This window comes from Idiomarina aquatica, assembly GCF_003987185.1.
GTDB lineage: Bacteria > Pseudomonadota > Gammaproteobacteria > Enterobacterales > Alteromonadaceae > Idiomarina > Idiomarina aquatica.
Genome location: NZ_PIPS01000002.1, coordinates 1 through 19,617, shown reverse-complemented (window position 1 = coordinate 19,617; position 19,617 = coordinate 1). Strand labels below are relative to the sequence as shown.

Genomic DNA, 19,617 nt, shown 5'->3' with positions numbered 1-19,617 from the left:
ACACATTGACATCACCCACTGGCAATCATGACTTCTATTTGGACGTTTCTGCAAATCGCCTTTATCGCGCTGCAATCCATCAGCCTGGTTTTGTACCTGGTGTTACCCGCCCCATGGAACGCCAGTGCGCTACTGGTAACGGTTATCATCAGTCTCATACTGGCCTGCAGTGTGTGGCTCTGGACGCACCGCACATCGCTAACGTCACCGTTACAACAGCCGTTTTTATCGTCCAATTCACTGCACCTGTTCGAGCAGGTATTCAATGACTTGCCGACGCGCGTTTACTGGCGTGATCGGGATCTTAAGTTGCTGGGTGGCAACCATGCCTTTTGTCAGGACATTGGCATTGCCGAAGATCAACTCAGTGGTAAAGACGATCGTGACATCAATATCCTCGCTAACAACGAAATTTTGCGCCAGCGGGATCAACAAACACTTAAGAATCAGCACGCATCCTGTAACGATGAAATCGAATTGACACTGACCAGTGGCCAACGCTGGGTCGAACACTCGAGCGTGCCTTTATACGACGAAGACCGCAACGTCATTGGCATTCTGGGCAGCTACTATGACATTTCCAGCATCAAATCGGTCGCCGAACAAATGGAAAAAGCGAAGGAAACGGCGGAGCAGGCAAATCAGGCGAAAGGTGAGTTTCTGGCCAATATGAGTCATGAAATTCGAACCCCGATCAACGCCATTGTCGGTATGGCTAACCTATGCCTTAAAACCGAGTTGAATCAGAAGCAAAAACGCTATTTAAAGGTCATTGATTCCTCATCGCAGGCGTTGCTGGGGGTCATCAATGACATTCTCGACTTCTCTAAAATTGACGCCGGCAAACTCACCATCGAGCGCATTCCGTTCGATTTACAGGATGTCCTGACCTCACTTGCCGATATGTTTGCCTACAAAGCTTACGATAAAGATCTCGAGTTCATCATTAACTTGCCGGCCAATATTCCAACGCGGTTACTTGGCGATCCTCTGCGTTTGAATCAGGTATTGGTCAATCTGGTCAGTAATGCCATCAAGTTTACCGACGATGGCGAGATTAACGTCGCCGTTACCTTGTTGGAAAAGTCCGATGCGCAAGTGTGGTTACGTATTTCGGTCAGCGACACCGGCATTGGCATGGACGAAGAACAGCGGGCCAACCTGTTCCAGGCCTTTACTCAGGCAGACACCTCAACCACACGCAAATACGGAGGAACCGGCCTGGGTTTGGCCATTTCGCGGCGGTTAATTTACCTGATGGGCGGTGACATCGGGGTCACCAGCGGCGTTGGCCAGGGTTCTACCTTCTACATTGAATTGACACTGCCATTACAAGACGAGCAGGATAATTCGCACCATCAGTATTTGATGCAGAAACTTGAAGGTGTGCGGGTATTGGCGATTGACGACAATCTCAGCACCCGTGAAATGATTCAGGAAATGCTGCGCAGTTATCGGGTGGATGTAAAAGTCTGTCGCACCGCTGAGCAAGCGTTAGAAATCTATCAGAGTTCGGTTGCCGACGAACACCCCTTTGATTTGATTTTAGTCGACTGGCGCCTGCCGGGTATGGACGGACTTGAATTCTGTCGCCGTATCAGCCAGCACTACAGTGGCGAGCAACGTCCGGCGCTGGTGCTTGCCACCGGCTACTATGTCGAAGAATTGAACGAAAAAGCGCGCCAGGCCGGCGTCGATGACATTTTGTCAAAACCCTACACCGCAGCCAGCCTGGGCCGCAGTTTAAGTTCAACACTGTTCCCGTCGGCGCAGCCTGCCATCAATGACAGCAATAACCATGCGAAAATACCCGATAGTATTCGTCATGCCCCCATCCTGGTGGTCGAAGACAACGAAATAAACCAGCAGGTTGCCCGTGAATTGCTGCAGTCGCACCAGTTCCGGGTGGATATTGCAGAGCATGGCCAGGCTGCCATCGAGGCCATAGAACGCAAACGTTATGCGCTGGTACTGATGGACATTCAAATGCCGGTCATGGATGGGCTTACCGCCGCCAAACAGATCCGTGCCCATTACAACTACCAGCAGTTACCCATTCTGGCGATGACCGCGAACGCCATGAGTGGTGATGAAGAACGGTCACTGGCGGCGGGCATGCAAGGACACATCGCCAAACCTATCGATGAGGCACAACTGCTGAAAGCGATGGTCAAATGGTGTGTTCCCGGCGACTACGATGGCGAAGACAGCGATACCTCAGCGGCAACCACCGAACAGCAGCCGGATAAACATCCTAAATTGCGTTATCCGCAAACCAAGGGGATTGATTTCGACGGGGCGTTGGCGCGGCTTGGCAATAATGTTGAACTGTACATTAAGTTGGTTGGTCAGCTTTATGAGCAGTACCAAAACAGCGCCATGAAGGTATCTGACTTTATCACCCGCGGACAGCACGAAAGCGCCCGACGCTATTTTCATTCTCTGAAAGGAGCGGCCGGTAATTTAGGCCTTGATGCGCTGCAAAACAAAGCCAGTGAACTTGAAAAATACATGGCAGACGGCGATATTGACAAAGTTGCTGATCAAATCACGGTGCTTGAAAAACGTTTGCAGCATGCCTATCTGGCCGCAAGTGATCTGGACGCTATCCAGAACCATCAAGCTTAGGAGCGTTATGATTCGTTTTATTTTTCTGATCCCGTTGGTGTTGAGCTTAGCGTGGCTCATCTACCTAAAACTTAACGGCTGGACCATTAAACAAGGATTGAAGGGGTTCGCTTACATCGCGATTTTCAGTACAGTGATCGCGTTATTTTACACGTTGATGATGTGGGTGACGGGTCGCTAACCCGTCACCCGTTCCATTAGACAAGCGCCAGCAACACACCGGCAGCCACCGCAGAGCCAAGCACCCCGGCGACATTCGGTCCCATTGCATGCATCAATAAAAAGTTACTCTGATTCGCATCCAAACCCACTTTATTGACAACCCGGGCCGCCATCGGTACCGCCGATACACCAGCCGCACCGATCAACGGGTTAATCGGGCTTTTACTGAATTTACCCATCAGTTTTGCCATTAGGATACCGCTCGCTGTACCAATGGCGAAGGCGACCGCACCTAATACCAGAATACCCAAGGTGGTAAAACTTAGGAATTGCTCCGCCTGCAGCTTTGAACCGACCGCAAGCCCCAGAAAAATGGTGACGATATTGATCAGCTCGTTCTGCGTGGTTTTTGTTAAGCGTTCCACCACACCCGATTCGCGCATGAGGTTACCCAGACAGAACATCCCGACTAATGGCGTCGCACTGGGCAGGAACAACAGCGTTAACAGAATCACGGCTAATGGGAAAAACAGCTTTTCACGACGACCTACCGGGCGTAGCTGCTCCATTTTTATCTGCCGCTCTTCCTTGTTCGTCAGCAGCCGCATAATGGGTGGCTGAATAATCGGGACCAGCGCCATATACGAATAGGCGGCCACGGCTATCGCACCCAATAAATCAGGAGCCAGTCGCGATGCCAAAAAGATAGCGGTCGGCCCGTCCGCACCACCGATAATGGATATCGCCGCCGCATCAGCCAGCGTGAATTCGATGCCCGGAATCACGTTCAGACCGATCGCGCCGAATAATGTTGCGAAAATGCCAAACTGGGCGGCACCGCCAAGCAGCATCATTTTGGGGTTGGCCAACAACGGGCCGAAATCCGTTAGCGCGCCCACACCCATAAAAATCAGCAGCGGGAACATACCGGTATCGATACCCACGTTATAAACGTAATAAAGCACCCCACCGGGTTCATTAAAGCCGCCCAGCGGGATATTGGCGAGAATAGCACCAAAGCCGATCGGCAATAACAACAACGGCTCAAACTTCTTCGCGATGGCAAGATACAGCAAGATACCGCCAACGATGATCATTGAGGCCTGGCCTATGGTCATCGCCGCAATACCAGTGGTCTGCCACAAGGTTAATAATTTATCCATAATTTAACCCAAGGTTACCAGCTCATCACCCACAGAAACGGCGTCGCCTTCTTTAACATGCAGCGACTTAACGGTGCCGCCGGTCTCAGCCTTAATATCCGTTTCCATCTTCATCGCTTCCATCACGATCACCACATCACCGGCCGCTACCGCTTGCCCTTCTTTGGCAACCACTTTGAAAACATTACCGGCTAATGGCGCTTTGATGGTTTCGCCACCCGTACTCGATGAATCACCACCCTTATCCGTGGACGACTTCGGCGCCGCTGCAACCTCTTCTAATTCACCAGCCGGACCAATCCGGACTCGATAGCGTTGACCGTCGACATCGACATCATACGCTTCCGGCTCAGCCGAGCCGCTGCTAGTTGCTGGTTTCGACGTTGATTTGGCAGGACTTTCAGACTGCGCTTGTGGTGCCGGCTCAAAAGCGTCCGGATTATCACGGTTCTTAAGAAATTTAAGCCCGATTTGAGGGAATAGTGCATAGGTCAGCACGTCATCAACCACAGCGTCAGCCAGACGAATGTCTTCATTTTTGGCTTTTTCTTTTAGCTCGTCTGTGAGCTTATCCAACTCGTTATCCAACAAGTCGGCAGGCCGCTGCGTGATCGGCTCAGCACCGTCTAAAACGCGTTTTTGCAGATCTTCGTTAACCGGTGCGGCTGTAGCACCGTATTCACCTTTTAATACCGCCGCGGTTTCCTTCGAAATATTGGCATAACGCTCACCACTCAAAACGTTCAGTACCGCTTGAGTACCGACAATTTGAGAAGTTGGCGTCACCAGAGGAATAAAACCTAAATCCTCGCGAACTTTAGGAATTTCTTCCAGCACCTGATCAAATTTTTCGATGGCACCCTGTTCTTTCAACTGGTTTTCCATATTGGTCAGCATACCGCCGGGCACCTGTGCCAGCAGAATGCGCGCATCAACGCCTTTCAGTGAGCCTTCAAACTGCGCGTACTTTTTACGCACATCGCGAAAATAGCTCGCAATTTCTTCCAGCAACGGCAAGTCCAGACCGGTATCACGATCCGTGTTTTCCGTCATAGCAACCAGTGTTTCTGTTGGCGAATGGCCGTAAGTCATACTCATGGATGAGATGGCGGTATCCAGCATGTCAATGCCGGCGTCAATGGACTTCTGATACGTCGCAACACTTAAACCGGTGGTAGCGTGGCACTGCATCGCAATCGGCAGGCTGGTGTTCTTTTTCAGCGCCGAAACCAGCTCGAACGCATCATTAGGCCGCAATAAACCGGCCATGTCTTTAATACACAAGGAATCGCAACCCAGGTCTTCCAGTTCCTGCGCCATTTCTACCCATTTCTCTAAGGTATGTACGGGGCTCACCGTGTAAGACATTGTCCCCTGCGCGTGTCCATCAACGTCCTTTGCCGCTTTAATTGCGGTTTTTAAATTGCGCACGTCATTCATCGCATCAAAAATACGGAATACGTCAACGCCATTATCTTTCGCCCGTTCAACAAAGCGCTTAACCACATCGTCAGCGTAGTGCCGGTAACCAAGCAAGTTCTGACCGCGTAACAGCATCTGCTGTGGCGTATTGGGCATGGCCTTTTTTAATTCACGGATGCGCTCCCAGGGGTCTTCACCAAGATAGCGAATACAGGCGTCAAAGGTTGCGCCCCCCCAGGATTCCATTGACCAATAACCGACTTTATCCAGTTTTTCGGCAATCGGTAACATATCGTCGATGCGCATACGCGTTGCAAGCAACGATTGATGCGCGTCACGAAGCACTAACTCCGTGAGCTTAAGTGGGTTACTCATGCGGAACTCTCCTTATTTTTTTATGCGGTTTGGCTGACCATGATTATTTACGGTGAGTATTAGTTACGGTGAGTTTTGCGATAACGATTTACCGCCACACTGATGGCGGCAACAACACCAGGTGATGGATTGCCATCTGAGTGAGAGGAATCTGGAGCCGAAGATGGCGTGCGCTGCGGCACAGGTTCAGGATGCGGAATTAGCCGCCCCATCAATGCCATAACAACGATCAGTAGTAACAGAAACGCCAGCACGGCGCCCATACCAACCAGCATGATTTCTGCAGCGTTGACAAATAACTCAGTCACGTTCACTCCTGCTTTGGTAGCCTAAAATGTTATAAAAAGATTAAAGACTATGGTAGCAGGCTTAGCAAGCAGATAAAGAGATATATAACCGGTATAAAGAGATAAAATATTGGGGAAAAACTAAGAAATGGCGCGCTCGGGAGGACTCGAACCTCCAACCGCCTGGTTCGTAGCCAGGTACTCTATCCAGTTGAGCTACGAGCGCATCATCGGGGTGTGTGTGAAATTGGCGCGCTCGGGAGGATTCGAACCTCCGACCGCCTGGTTCGTAGCCAGGTACTCTATCCAGCTGAGCTACGAGCGCGCTGATTTCAACGTCTAAACGTTACTGGCGGAGAGGGAGGGATTCGAACCCTCGATAGGGCTATAAACCCTATACTCCCTTAGCAGGGGAGCGCCTTCAGCCACTCGGCCACCTCTCCGTAACGTTGTGGCGTGCATTCTAGCGAGGTTGGAAATAATGTCAATCGCTTTTTTCCATCTCTGCGTTCAAGTGTGGGATATTTAACCATCTCGACCAGTTTTCAGGCAAAACCGGCCAAAAAGACAAAAGCCAGCTTAACGCTGGCTTTTTCATTTAGTGTTTTTACTCGGGCAAGCGGAACGGTATTGTCTGACTTATTCGTCAGTGGTCTGGCCGTCGTCCTTTTCAGACTGAATGCGCATATAGATTTCTTCCCTATGCACAGACACCTCTTTTGGGGCATTCACTCCAATACGAACTTGATTGCCTTTTACTCCGAGCACTGTAACGGATACATCATCACCAATCATTAGAGTCTCACCGACTCGGCGTGTCAAAATCAACATAACTTGCTCCTTCAATACTGTCCCGCTTCACCACGAATTAGAACGTTTCCCTAAGCTACTGATTGGCAGTCTAACAATATCCGCGACAATTACACTATAACGAAACATATATAATTTCGTTAACTTTTAAGTTCGTTTTGTAACCAACTTGTCGCTGTTGCCAATGCTTCGCTCAGGTGCTCAGGTTGTGAACCGCCGGCTTGCGCCATATCCGGACGGCCGCCACCTTTGCCACCTACGACATTCGCGGCTTGATTAACCAAATCTCCTGCTTTCACGCGTTTGGTTAAATCTTTCGTAACCCCAGCAATCAAGCTCACCTTATTAGCTTGCGCTGTAGCAAGTAATACGACACCTGACCCCAATTGGTTCTTCAAATCGTCGACTAAACCGCGCAGTGCTTTCGGATCAGTTTGCTCAAGTTCGGCAACAATTGCTTTGACACCACCAATGTCTGTTACTTGATTAATTAGACCACCACTGGCCTGTTGCGCAAGTTTTTGCTGCAATTGTTCTTTCTGCCGCTCCAGTTCTTTTGCGCGAGACTGCAGTTGCGCCACTTTCTCCGGAACCGATTCGTGGTCGGTTTTAAACTCTGCAGCCAACTGATCAAGCAAGCGTTGCTGGCCGAGCGTGTAATCCACCGCCGCTGCGCCGGTAACTACTTCGATACGGCGTACACCCGAGGCAATACCGGTTTCATTGATAATACGGAACAAACCAATATCGCCCGTTGCGCGAACGTGGGTACCGCCACACAGTTCCATCGACACGTCACCCATACGCACCACGCGCACATCATCATCGTATTTCTCGCCAAACAACGCCATAGCACCGGCCTGTTTGGCGTCTTCAATGTTCATCAGCTGCGTGCTGAGTTCAATATTGGCACGGATCTGCGCATTGATCTGTCGCTCCAGTTCGGCAATCTGTTGTTTACTGACTGGCTCAAAGTGGGAAAAGTCAAAACGCATCCGTTCGGCTTCAACCAACGAGCCTTTTTGGTTTACGTGCTCGCCGAGTAGCTTTCGCAGCGCTGCGTGCAGCAAATGCGTGGCCGAGTGATTGCGGCGAATATTATCGCGTCGCTGTGCGTCAACTTGAGCTTCGACGCGATCATTACGTTTGATTGCGCCATGAGCTTTACCGTGATGCGCAATCGCCTTACCAATGTATTGGGTATCGCTTACTTCAAACTCACCGTCGGCCAGCAACAGCCGCCCGGTATCACCCACCTGACCGCCGCTTTCGGCATAAAACGGGGTTGCTGACAAAATCACGATACCTTCATCACCGGCCGCCAGTTCGTCCACCGACTCGCCATTTTTGAACAGCTCGACAACCGTCGAATGTCCTTCATTGCTGTCATAGCCGAGGAATTCACTCTGCTGCGATGATTTCAGTTGGCTGTTGTAGTCAACGCCAAACTGTGAACTTTGTTGTGCGCGTTGACGCTGTTCTGCCATCGCCTGCGCAAAACCCTCTTCGTCGATGGTCAGCTTCTGCTCGCGGACGATGTCTGCGGTTAAATCCATCGGGAAGCCATAGGTGTCATACAATTTAAACACCACATCTCCGGGAATCACTGTACCCTCAAGGCCGGCAATTTCTTCGTTCAGAATCGTCAGACCGCGCTCGAGTGTCTTCGCAAACTGCTGTTCTTCACGATGCAACGCATCTTCGATAATTTGGCGCTTTTCACTCAGTTCGGGATAAGCATCTCCCATCTGATTAATAAGCTCAGCCACCAATTTATAGAAAAACGCCTGTTTGGCCCCCAACAAATGACCGTGACGCACAGCACGACGGATGATACGGCGTAGCACGTAACCGCGGCCTTCGTTAGACGGCATAACACCATCGACAATTAAAAACGAACAGGAGCGAATATGATCAGCAATGACGCGCAGCGATTTGCTCTCGGTATCATCCACACCAACCGCCTGTGCAGCCGCTTTTATCAGCGCCTGGAACGTATCGGTTTCGTAGTTACTGTGAACACCCTGTAAAATCGCAGCAATACGTTCTAATCCCATGCCCGTATCAATCGATGGATCCGGTAGGGGTTCTAACGTGCCATCAGCCTGACGGTTATACTGCATGAACACCAGGTTCCAGATTTCGATGTAACGGTCACCGTCTTCTTCCGGCGTACCCGGAGGGCCGCCCCAAACCTCAGGGCCATGATCATAAAACACTTCTGAGCACGGGCCACAGGGGCCGGTATCACCCATTGACCAGAAATTATCTTTTTCACCAATACGGGAAATTCGATCTTCAGGCACTCCGATTTCTTTTGCCCAGATATCATAAGCTTCATCATCTTCGGTAAAGACAGTCACCCACAGCTTTTCTGCCGGTAACTTGAGCTCTTCGGTTAAGAACTGCCAGGCGTACTGAATAGCTTCACGCTTAAAGTAATCACCAAAACTAAAGTTACCCAGCATTTCAAAGAAGGTGTGATGACGGGCTGTGTAACCAACGTTTTCCAAATCGTTGTGTTTGCCCCCGGCACGCAGGCACCGTTGTGCAGAGGTCGCTCGCGTATAGCGGCGCTTGTCGGTTCCCAGAAATACATCTTTAAAGGGCACCATACCGGCATTCGTAAACAATAAGGTCGGATCATTACCGGGAATCATTGACGCTGACGGTACACGTTCATGTCCCCGTTCAGCAAAAAACTGTAAAAACTTCTCACGAATTTGGGCGCTATTCATGCTCATTTAACATCCTATTGAACTTCTGCCTGAACCGAATTTGACTGTCTAGATTATCACGAAGCGAAAGCCTCGCCTAGCGTTCGAGTTCGCCGAGTACGGCGAAAATCTCATCGCCATTGAAGCCTTTTTGCTGCAAGTAGCGCACGCGCTTTGCCCACTGTTTGCGATCCTCCGGTGCCGAGTCACCAAATTTTTTCTGGTGCGCGGCGCGGCAACGACTGCGCCAGTCCGGCTGTTGCTGTTCCAGAACTGCCTCAACCAGTTCGCGCGCAATACCGCGCTGTTGTGTGGCCTGCGCCACGATTTTTAATCGTCCTTGGCCCTGCATAAGTTTGTCGCGAACAAAGCTCTCCGCAAATCGTTCATCGCTCTGCCACCCCTCAGCCTTTAACCAGTCAAGCAGCTCTGCAACCGCTGCGCTTGACCAGCCTTTTTTAACCAACTTCTGACGCAATTCAAAACGGCTGTGCTCGCGCCGGGTCAGTAGCCGAAAAGCGCTGTCTTTCAGTGCTTGAGTATCATCCGATACGGTTTTATCGCTTGCTGAGGAACTTTCATCCATAGCGGGACTCCAACTGATTAAATTAAAAGAAGAGAGGTGATAATGAAACACTCCGATCCATTTTGGAAACCAACCCTGATATTAACAGTTTGTCTGGCGTTGCTCATTTCTTTTACTTCCTTCGCGCAGTCATATTCTGCGAGCGACAACACCCACGGCCTGCGAGTATCCGGTTCCGCCAGTGTCAGTGCGGTACCTGACCAGGCGTCACTGACCTTCACCATCGAACAACGCGGCAATAAACTCAGCTCGTTAAAGACACAAGTCGACCAATACACCACTGCGCTGATTGATGACTTGCGTCAACGTGACATACCGGATCGCAACATTCGTTCCTACCAGTTGAATGTTTATCCGCAGTACGATACCTCCGGCGATGGTAAGCGTGAACAAAGCGGTTTTGTCGTGATGCGGTCACTGGAAGTTACGCTACCGTCACTGGAGCTCTATGACCAAATCATTGATTTAGCACTGGCACAGGGGGTGACCCGTGTTGGTCAGGTACAGTTTGAGGTATCTAATCAACAACAACTGTATCAACAAGCGCTGCAACAGGCCTTTAAGAATGCCCGTCAAAAAGCCACCTTTATTGCTGATACGGCCGGCGTCATTATCGACGGTGTCCTACGCATCGAAGAACAGTCGATGTCGCAGCCAATCATGATGCAAATGGCGGAGCTTGATACTCGCTCAAAGTCTCCCTCATTGCCCGGCGAACAACAGATTGAAGCACGACTGAATGTCATATTTTCCATTAAAAACACAAACTAAGCGGGACAAGCGTATGCCGCTGTACTACAATTTGTTAACAAATCATCTGCCAACGACTCCGTGACGTCAATACCACGCTTTATCGCATTGTATGTTTTAGCATTCGTTGCAATGGCCTTCAGCGTTGCCGGCAGCGCCGCCGAACCCTGGCAGAAATGGCGGGTTGACGCCAGCAATCATCCGCAACGCTGGCTCAATACCACACAGGAATGGATTCAAACATACGATCGTGAACGTCAATTCAGAGACCTCGCCCTCGCTTACGCAATTAGGGTAGAGGCGCTGCGCTATTCCGGTGACGAAGATCATGTCCAGGATGCCATTGAAGAAGGGCTGCGCTTCGCCAAACTGGCCGATTACCCTACCGCAACATCACTGCTACGGATTAATCAAGGTTGGTATTTTATCCAGCGCGGTATGCTTAAACGCGCCGCCAGCAGTGCCATTTATGCCATCGAAGCCGCAAAAGATGCCGACAACAGTAATCTCATTATCGAAGCGGAAATACTGCAAGCCCAGGTTTTTCATGAGTCCGGTGATGTCGCCCGCGCGCTTGAAATCCTCGAGGCATTGGAGCAACAACGCTACTCCGATCTCCCCCGTCTGCAAATGGAGTTCCATGGGCTGATAGGTGCCATCTACCTTGAAATTGGTGCGTACGATATCGCTTTGCAACACATGCACGATACCCTGTCGATTGCCCAGCAACATCTTGGTGACTGGGATGTTTCGGTCGCTCAGTACAATCTTGGCCGGGCCTATTCGCTCACCTCGGATTATCAGAAAGCCAGACAGTATTTTAATCAGGCGCTGGCGTCGAGCCGCAAAATCGACGACCAATTGGGCATTGCTTATGCGCTACAACGACTTGCGGAGATCGAAGATACCCAAGGTAATGAGCAACGTGCGCTGCAACTGATAGAACGTGCACTCCCGGTTTTTAAAGCGGCCGGAGCCCACCCGATGGAGGCGCAGGCGTGGCTCGCAAAAAGTGAAATTCATTTGGAGCAACAACAAATCATCAGTGCCGAACAGACACTGCAAGCGGCACAGTCATTAATCAACACGCTCAATGATACCAAGCTGTTACAGCGTCTTTACGAACTGCAATCACGGTTATTCCAGCAACAGCAAGACTATCAGCAGGCACTGGCGGCCTATCAGCAATCCGTCGACTATCTGTTGCAACACCAACAGACACTGCAGAATAAGCAAATTCAGGAAATCATGGTACGTCTGGAGATTCGTGAGCAAGAAGCCACCAATGAGCTACTGCAAAAAGAGAATCAGTTGCAACAGTTGCAATTACAGGAGCAGCGGACTTCCAATTATCTGATGTTATGGCTACTGTTTTCCGGTGCCGCCATCGTTCTGCTGATCAGCTATTTTCTTTATCAACAGATGCGGGCGCGTCGCCGTTATGCCGAGCTTGCACTGAAAGATGATTTAACCGGCGCACCGAACCGTCGTGCCATTGTCCGGCAATGTCAGCTCGGGCTGGAAGCGGTCGCGCACGGACAGCACCAACTTGCTCTAGCGGTTGTCGATTTCGATTTCTTTAAACAAATTAATGACTCGTTTGGCCATGACGTCGGCGACGCAGTGCTGCAACGTTTTGCTGAGGTTACTCAAGATTGTTTACGCAGTCAGGATAAATTCGGCCGTCTTGGCGGTGAGGAGTGGCTGTTGGTACTGTATGATGCAACCGAACAGGATGCGGAACTGATTTTCAACCGTCTACTCAACCGCATCAACGAGCACCCCATCCGCGGTTTGCCCGAAAGCTACCGCATTACCTTCAGTATGGGCTTTGCAACCGCCACGGCATCGGACACCTTCGAGACCTTATATAAGCGAGCTGACGATGTCCTTTACGATGCTAAGGAGCATGGTCGACAACGGTTAAAGATTGCGCCAGCGGCCGCGGTAGCGAGTGACTGATACAGTGTAGTCCGCCACCGCCAAGTACAAACTCGCGCGCATTCACCGTCATTATCCGATAGTCCGGCAGCGCTGACTTCAGTATGCTCAGCGCGATGTCGTCCTCAGCCAGTCCGTACTGAGGCAATACCAAATGATGACCGACCACAATCACGTTCACGTAACTGCACAACAACGCCACGGATGTGTCACGTTTCATCACCCCCGCTGCTGATTTCAGTCCCGATCGTTCAGGGGATGTCGGCCATTGCGGGTAAGGCAGCGGCAGCGCAATTTGGCGAATATGATCGGGTAACAGCGCCAGCTGTTGCTGGACAAGCCGGCAGGCAGGATAATCCGGGTGTTCAGGGTCGTCAGTAGCACTGTAGATTAACGTTGTATCATTAATAAACAACGCCAGATTATCAATATGGCCAAAGGTTTCATCAGCGCTGAGACAGGTTTCGATAAAAACGGGTCGCAACGGTGCAAAATCTTCTGCGATGCGCTGTTTCAGTTGTGCGGCGGGATAGCCGGGATTGCGCTTGCACAAACTGGTAAAACCGACCAATAGCCATTCACCGTTATGGCTGAACATGCCGCCCTCACCCGTCCAATCGGTGCCGGTCACGACCTCACCAAACAGCTGCTTTGACAACCTTGCATCCTGCTCAATATGCGACTGTACGCCACCCCAACCGTCAAATTGCGGTAACAGCCCGCGCCAATCGTCGCGGGTGTCATCAATAAACCATAACGGCAGCGTATCGCGTAACCAGATGTCGTCATAAGCCACCGTTTCAGGGGTTAAACAGCAGACATCGATAACCGCTGACAGATTGTCGCGCAGATTACTCAGGGCTTGTCGAGCAGGTTTCGCCTGGTCACGCCAGACATCATCACGGAAAGGTACGGCGAGCAGCAGTTGCTGTTCGCCGGCATACTCTTTAAACCAATGGCGCATACTATTTTTTCGACTTGTTTGCGCGTGGCTTCTGTTGTTTTAACTGTTGTTTGCGTTTCGCGGTCGCTTTACGAATTTTTCCAAATCGCCGCTGCTTCGATTCTTTGTGGCGAGGATCAATAAATGAACGTTGTTCAGCCGGCAGTTTAACTTGCTTGCGCAAATAGTTAACTTCCTCCAACGACAACTCTGTCCAGCCCCCCTGCGGGAGCCCCGATTCTAATGGAATGTCGCCATAACGAACACGGATCAGACGACTGACCTGAACTTCCTGAGATTCCCATAACCGGCGGACTTCACGATTACGTCCCTCGCTTAAGGTAACGTGGAACCAACGGTTAATACCTTCGCCGCCAGCCGCTTTGATGGTATTAAATTTCGCCGGCCCGTCTTCCAGTTGCACACCTTTGCGCAGACGTTGCAACATCGCCTCATCCACTTCACCAAAAATACGCACGGCATACTCGCGCTCAATCTGCTGACTTGGATGCATCAATCGGTTGGCCAATTCACCGTCGGTGGTAAACAACAATAAGCCAGACGTATTAACATCCAGGCGACCAACCGCCACCCAGCGCGCGCCGGACATTTTCGGTAACCGGTCATAAACCGTCGGGCGGCCTTCAGGATCTTTACGTGTACACAGTTCGCCCTCAGGCTTATGATACATCAGCACCCGACAGATCACGGCCTCTTCCGGCTTAATCTGTACTTCGTGCCCATCAATCCGCACCTGAGCATCGGCATCAATACGTTCGCCAAGTCGCGCCACTTTGCCGTTAACGCGAATGCGTCCGGCCGAAATTTTTGCTTCAATTTCGCGCCGTGAACCGTGGCCAGAACGTGCCAATACTTTTTGTAACTTTTCAGTCATTCAGGAAATCTCTCTCGTTAGTCGCTGTCTCAGCGGTACGTTTTTCATCCGGCGAATCAATCACCGGCAATTCATCCAAAGTTTTTAAATTAAAATCATCTAAAAATTCGTTGGTGGTTGCATAAAGTTGCGGGCGTCCCGGCACCTCTTTTACTCCCACCACTTTAATCCAGCCTCGCTCCTGCAGCGTTTTCATAATATTGCTGCTGACACTGACACCACGAACTTGTTCAATTTCACCACGGGTTATCGGTTGCCGATAAACGATCAGCGCCAAGGTTTCCAATAACGCTTGCGAATAACGTGGTGGTTTTTCCTGCCACAAACCCGCCAGCCGCTGCCCAAGTTCCGCCCGTGTCTGGAAGCGATATCCGGACGCCACCTGCACCAATTGCACACCACGTTCCTGATAGTCTTGTTGCAGTTCATCCAACGCTTTCTTTACCGCCGTCAATGACGTTTCGCTGCCATTCAGCAACAATTGCCGCAATTGTTCCGCCGATAATGGCTGCGGATGAGCAAACAACGCGGCTTCTAATAACTGTTTAAGCTGATTCGAATTCATCATGTTGGCGTTTTAAGCGAATGTGAATGTCACTCATTGGCTCCATTTGCGACAATTCTATCATTGATTCCTTCACAAGTTCCAAAATTGCTAAAAAACTAACCACAGCCCCCGCTCGACCCTCACTGCGTTTGAATAAGCGTGAGAAGCTGACGTAATGGTTGTGTTGTAGCAACTCTAAGACCTGACTCATCCGGGCCCGGGTGGACAACTGTTCGCGTTTGATTTGGTGGTGAGCCTGCAGCTTGATGGTATTGAGTACCCGACTGAACGCCAGCGTCAAATCCTCCAGCGTCACCTCCGGTGGTGGCACTGTTACATAGTCTTTGGCATCGGTTTTTATCTCACTTAACCAACTGTCACGACCAATCTGCGGCTGTTGCTCAATAAATTCCGCACCACGTCTTATCGCCTCATACTCTTGCAGTCGCCGCACCAGCTCGGCGCGCGGATCGTCCTCTTCTTCATCCTCTTGCGGAGGCTTGGGTAATAACAGTCGACTTTTGATTTCCGCCAGCATTGCCGCCATCACCAGGTAATCGGCCGCCAACTCCAGTTTCAACTCTTTCATCATTTCGACGTATTCAACATACTGTCGGGTGATGGTCAGTACCGGGAGCTCAACAATATCCAGTTTTTGCCGTCGGATCAGATACAGCAATAAATCCATCGGTCCGGAAAACGTTTCCAGAATCACTTCCAGCGCATCCGGAGGGATGTAGAGGTCTTCCGGTTTTTCAATGACCGGCTCGCCGCGCACAAATCCAAGTGGTAACGACTGCTGTTCCGGCATGGTGTTGTTGTTCAAAAGTCGAACGGTTCGGTGTCACCGGCGCCTTCACGACGGATGGTCGGCGCCCCCTCAGACAGATCCACTACCGTGGTGGGATGCTCGGCTTTATTACCACCGTCAATGATCAAATCAACCAGCTTTTCCAACCGCGCTCGAATCTGATGCGGATCGGCTTCCGCTAACTCACTGTCGTCCAGGATCAAACTGGTCGACATCAGCGGTTCATTGAGTTCTTCCAATAATGCCAGCGCAATGCGGTTCGTCGGCACGCGGATACCAATGGTTTTCCGTTTGGGGTTTAACAAGCGTTTCGGTACTTCTTTGGTGCCTTTAAGAATAAAGGTGTAAGGCCCCGGCGTGTTGTTTTTCAGCAAACGGAACGCATCGTTGTCGACACGAGCATAAATCGACAGTTCCGACAAATCGCGACACATCAGCGTAAAATTATGGTCTTTATCGATATTACGTATCTGGCAGATGCGATCAACACCCTGCTTGTTACCCAGTTGACAGCCAATCGCATACCCCGAATCGGTGGGGTACACCAGCACCCCGCCACGGCGAATAATATCGACAGCCTGCTGTACTAATCGTTTTTGTGGATTATCAGGATGAATTTCAAAATATTGGCTCATTTACGCCTCCAAGCTTAGGTGGGCAACCATTCACTCCATATTGGCACACACTGCTCCGGCAGACAAAGGTTTTTGCCGAGGTCTCGCCAGCCATTGGGGTGATGAAAATCCGAGCCCTGTGAGGCTTTTAACTGATAATCCGTGGCAAATTCAGCCAGTGCATTACGCTGTCCCAGCGGTTGCTGACTGATACTGACTTCGATGCCGTCCAGCCCCCAACTTTTGGCTTCCTGACACAGCTTGCGCAGCCACTTATTCGATAGTTTGTAGGCATGCGGATGTGCCAAAACGGCGTCACCGCCCGCGGCGTGGATAGCGGCAATAGCGGTTTCAATGTCACACCATTGTGCTTTTACATAGGCGCTGTTGCCCTTGCCAATGTATCGGTCAAACGCTTGCTGCGGACGCTCTACCACCCCCTTTTCGACCAGCGCGTCGGCAATGTGCTTGCGGGTCGGCATTGCGCTTATCCGACACTCTTCACGAGTCAGCATCACCCCCCGTTTTTCGAGTTTTTCCAGCATCTGCGTAAAGCGTTGTTCGCGAGCCTGTTGCTGGCGCTGCAACAACTGTTGCAGCGCTGGGTGATGACAATCAACGTTTAAACCGACGATATGAATTTCGAACGCATGCCATTGACAACTGAGTTCGACACCGCCAACTAGCGTTAACGGTAACGGCTGCCGCTGCAAATAATCCGCCGCCGCGAGGCTACCGTCGACAGTATCGTGGTCGGTGATCGCCAGTACATCAATGTCGTTGGCAACGGCGCGCTGCAAAAGCTCATCCACCGCCAACTGGCCATCGGAGTAATTACTGTGGCAATGCAGATCAATCCTCATATCAGAGTTCAATCGCCAATTCGGTGCCCTGCCGGATAGCCCGCTTAGCATCAAGTTCGGCCGCCACGTCGGCGCCACCAATAAGATGTACCGACTGCCCGGCCTCCAACAATTGTTGCTGCAAATCACGCATCGGCACCTGACCGGCACAAATGATGACATTATCCACGCTCAGCAAGGTGCGTTCGCCATTGCGTTCGATCTCGATTCCCTCGGGCACAATTCGATGATAAGTGACACCGTTCCACATGTGCACATTTTTGCTTTTCAGTTCGCTCCGGTGTACCCAACCTGAGGTCTTACCCAGCCCTTTACCAACTTTCGAGTCTTTTCGCTGTAACAACCACACCTCTCGCGGACTTGATTCCGGCTGCGGCGCTTGCAGGCCGCCACGTTGCTGGTACGATTTATCGATGCCCCAGCGCCGCGACCATTCAGCTTCATCCAGTGACAGTGATTTTTCGGTGGTCAAATATTCGGAAACATCAAAACCAATACCACCGGCACCAATAACCGCCACTTTCGAGCCCACCGCTTTGTGATCGCGCAGCACATCCAGATAGCCCAATACGTGCGGCAGTTCAACGCCCGGAATATCAATGCGCCGAGGCACCACCCCGGTCGCCAAAACCACCTCATCAAAATTACCTGCCAGCAGTCCATCTGCTGATTGTGCCTGGCCGAGTTTGAGGTGTACGCCGGTGTCCTTCAGGCGCTCAGAAAAATAGCGGATGGTTTCGTAGAACTCTTCCTTACCCGGAATTTGCTTCGCGTAATTAAACTGCCCACCAATCGCATCGGCTTTATCAAATAAATGCACGTCGTGGCCGCGCTCGGCCGCCGTGCAGGCAAACGCCAGTCCAGCCGGACCCGCACCAACCACCGCCACCCGCTTCTTACGTTTGGCTTGGGTGACCACCAACTCGGTCTCGTAGCAGGCGCGAGGATTCACCAGACAACTGGCGCGTTTGTTTTCAAACACATGATCCAGACAGGCCTGGTTGCAAGCAATGCAGGTATTAATTTTGTCGGCCTGCTGACGTTGTGCTTTATTGACGAATTCAGGATCGGCCAGCAGCGGCCTCGCCATCGACACCATATCCGCTTGCCCGGACGCCAGAATGGTTTCCGCAATCTCCGGTGTATTAATTCGGTTTACCGCCACCACCGGCACCGTCAGTTCACGGCGCACTCGCTCGGTTATCCAACTGAACGCCGCTCGCGGTACAGAGGTCACGATGGTTGGTACCCGAGCCTCATGCCAGCCAATGCCGGTATTGATGATGGTGACACCGGCCTGCTCCAGTGCTTTGCCTAACTGCAGCACCTCATCCAGAGTATGACCATCTTCCACTAGATCCAGCATCGACAGCCGGAAAATAATAATAAAGTCATTGCCGACCCTGGCGCGTACGGCATCAACAATTTCCAGCGCCAGGCGCATGCGGTTTTCAAACGAACCACCCCAGCCATCATTGCGCTGATTAGTGCGCGGACACAAAAATTGATTGATCAGATAACCTTCCGACCCCATCACTTCAACACCGTCATAGCCCGCTTTTTGCGCCAAGCGAGCGGCGCGCGCATAGTGTTTGATGGTGTTAACGATCTGCCGTTCACTCATTGCTTTAGGTTTAAACGGGTTGATCGGTGCTTTTACCGCACTCGGAGCAAGGCTGAACGGATGATAACTGTAACGTCCGGCATGCAGGATCTGCATGCAAATTTTAGCGCCGTATTGGTGCACACGTTCGGTCACCTTGCGATGCTTAGCAACGTGCCACGGACGCGACATTTCACTGCCAAACGGCGCCAAACGGCCACGAAAATTGGGGCTGATACCGCCGGTAACAATCAACCCGACACCACCGCGGGCGCGTTCTTCATAAAACGCAGCGAGTTTATCAAAACCGCCTTTTTCTTCTTCTAACCCTGTGTGCATAGAGCCCATAAGCACGCGGTTTTTCAGTTGCGTAAAGCCCAAATCCAGTGGTTCAAACAGATGCGGATAAGATGATTGTGTCACGACAGCCTCTTTTTAAACGGGTGTTTGATTTTTACCACACTTTACTCGCAACGGCGACGTTGCTCAAGTTTAAAACG

At 51.1% G+C, this 19,617-nt stretch carries 17 protein-coding genes and 3 tRNA genes; 4 read left to right on the top strand and 16 right to left on the bottom strand.

Translation table 11 applies throughout. The features are described 5' to 3' along the window. The first annotated feature begins 27 nt into the window (after positions 1–27). Both CWE23_RS06975 and CWE23_RS13845 read left to right on the top strand, forming a co-directional pair. Positions 28–2,628, top strand: a complete 2,601-nt coding sequence (locus CWE23_RS06975) for a response regulator (protein ID WP_105306810.1) — start codon at positions 28–30, stop codon at positions 2,626–2,628. A gap of 7 nt (positions 2,629–2,635) precedes the next feature. Further along, positions 2,636–2,809: a hypothetical protein gene (locus CWE23_RS13845; RefSeq protein WP_187346262.1), complete on the top strand. Its 174-nt coding sequence runs from the start codon at positions 2,636–2,638 to the stop codon at positions 2,807–2,809. A 16-nt stretch (positions 2,810–2,825) separates the two neighbouring features. Here CWE23_RS13845 and CWE23_RS06970 read toward each other — a convergent pair whose 3' ends face one another. The 9 genes from CWE23_RS06970 to CWE23_RS06930 form a co-directional block, all read right to left on the bottom strand. Then, entirely contained in the window at positions 2,826–3,953 is a 1,128-nt protein-coding gene (locus CWE23_RS06970) for a sodium ion-translocating decarboxylase subunit beta (protein ID WP_105306811.1), read from the bottom strand. Between the two features lie 3 nt (positions 3,954–3,956). After that, on the bottom strand, positions 3,957–5,750 hold the full coding sequence (gene oadA, locus CWE23_RS06965) for a sodium-extruding oxaloacetate decarboxylase subunit alpha (protein ID WP_126819876.1): 1,794 nt from the start codon (positions 5,748–5,750) through the stop codon (positions 3,957–3,959). A gap of 59 nt (positions 5,751–5,809) precedes the next feature. Then, the gene (locus tag CWE23_RS06960; protein ID WP_105306813.1) at positions 5,810–6,058 is read right to left on the bottom strand and encodes an oxaloacetate decarboxylase subunit gamma; all 249 of its coding nucleotides are present in this window, start codon (positions 6,056–6,058) and stop codon (positions 5,810–5,812) included. 128 nt (positions 6,059–6,186) lie between these two features. Further along, positions 6,187–6,263 (bottom strand) — tRNA-Arg (locus CWE23_RS06955). 22 nt (positions 6,264–6,285) lie between these two features. Next, positions 6,286–6,362 (bottom strand) — tRNA-Arg (locus tag CWE23_RS06950). A 25-nt stretch (positions 6,363–6,387) separates the two neighbouring features. After that, positions 6,388–6,480, bottom strand: a tRNA-Ser gene (locus CWE23_RS06945). Between the two features lie 196 nt (positions 6,481–6,676). Beyond that, positions 6,677–6,868, bottom strand: a complete 192-nt coding sequence (gene csrA / locus CWE23_RS06940) for a carbon storage regulator CsrA (RefSeq protein WP_105306814.1) — start codon at positions 6,866–6,868, stop codon at positions 6,677–6,679. A gap of 119 nt (positions 6,869–6,987) precedes the next feature. Continuing rightward, positions 6,988–9,591 (bottom strand): alanine--tRNA ligase, encoded by a 2,604-nt coding sequence (gene alaS, locus CWE23_RS06935; RefSeq protein ID WP_126819875.1) that lies wholly within the window; start codon positions 9,589–9,591, stop codon positions 6,988–6,990. 70 nt (positions 9,592–9,661) lie between these two features. After that, positions 9,662–10,150: a regulatory protein RecX gene (locus tag CWE23_RS06930; RefSeq protein ID WP_126819874.1), complete on the bottom strand. Its 489-nt coding sequence runs from the start codon at positions 10,148–10,150 to the stop codon at positions 9,662–9,664. A 42-nt stretch (positions 10,151–10,192) separates the two neighbouring features. On the opposite strand from CWE23_RS06930, the gene CWE23_RS06925 reads away from it, so the two are divergent. Together CWE23_RS06925 and CWE23_RS06920 are read left to right on the top strand one after the other, a co-directional pair. Beyond that, complete coding sequence (locus CWE23_RS06925) at positions 10,193–10,921, top strand: SIMPL domain-containing protein (RefSeq protein ID WP_105306817.1); 729 nt, start codon at positions 10,193–10,195, stop codon at positions 10,919–10,921. Between the two features lie 111 nt (positions 10,922–11,032). Beyond that, positions 11,033–12,862 carry a tetratricopeptide repeat-containing diguanylate cyclase gene (locus CWE23_RS06920; RefSeq protein ID WP_126819873.1) on the top strand — a complete coding sequence of 610 codons (1,830 nt, stop codon included), beginning with the start codon at positions 11,033–11,035 and terminating at the stop codon, positions 12,860–12,862. Here CWE23_RS06920 and CWE23_RS06915 read toward each other — a convergent pair. The 7 genes from CWE23_RS06915 to CWE23_RS06885 are packed head-to-tail and all read right to left on the bottom strand — an operon-like array spanning position 12,801 to position 19,540. Continuing rightward, positions 12,801–13,805: an agmatine deiminase family protein gene (locus CWE23_RS06915; RefSeq protein WP_126819872.1), complete on the bottom strand. Its 1,005-nt coding sequence runs from the start codon at positions 13,803–13,805 to the stop codon at positions 12,801–12,803. The genes CWE23_RS06920 and CWE23_RS06915 overlap by 62 nt on opposite strands. Position 13,806: 1 nt before the next feature. Further along, entirely contained in the window at positions 13,807–14,679 is an 873-nt protein-coding gene (rluB, locus tag CWE23_RS06910; RefSeq protein ID WP_126819871.1) for a 23S rRNA pseudouridine(2605) synthase RluB, read from the bottom strand. Further along, the gene (scpB, locus tag CWE23_RS06905; protein ID WP_420809956.1) at positions 14,672–15,247 is read right to left on the bottom strand and encodes an SMC-Scp complex subunit ScpB; all 576 of its coding nucleotides are present in this window, start codon (positions 15,245–15,247) and stop codon (positions 14,672–14,674) included. Before scpB ends, rluB begins: the two co-directional genes overlap by 8 nt. After that, on the bottom strand, positions 15,225–16,037 hold the full coding sequence (locus CWE23_RS06900; RefSeq protein WP_105306820.1) for a segregation and condensation protein A: 813 nt from the start codon (positions 16,035–16,037) through the stop codon (positions 15,225–15,227). The genes scpB and CWE23_RS06900 overlap by 23 nt, the downstream gene beginning before the upstream one ends. An 11-nt stretch (positions 16,038–16,048) precedes the next feature. Further along, on the bottom strand, positions 16,049–16,672 hold the full coding sequence (locus CWE23_RS06895; RefSeq protein ID WP_105306821.1) for an L-threonylcarbamoyladenylate synthase: 624 nt from the start codon (positions 16,670–16,672) through the stop codon (positions 16,049–16,051). A 14-nt stretch (positions 16,673–16,686) separates the two neighbouring features. After that, positions 16,687–17,514, bottom strand: a complete 828-nt coding sequence (locus CWE23_RS06890) for a PHP domain-containing protein (protein WP_105306822.1) — start codon at positions 17,512–17,514, stop codon at positions 16,687–16,689. Position 17,515: 1 nt separating this feature from the next. Beyond that, entirely contained in the window at positions 17,516–19,540 is a 2,025-nt protein-coding gene (locus tag CWE23_RS06885; protein WP_126819870.1) for an NADPH-dependent 2,4-dienoyl-CoA reductase, read from the bottom strand. Positions 19,541–19,617 lie beyond the last annotated feature (77 nt).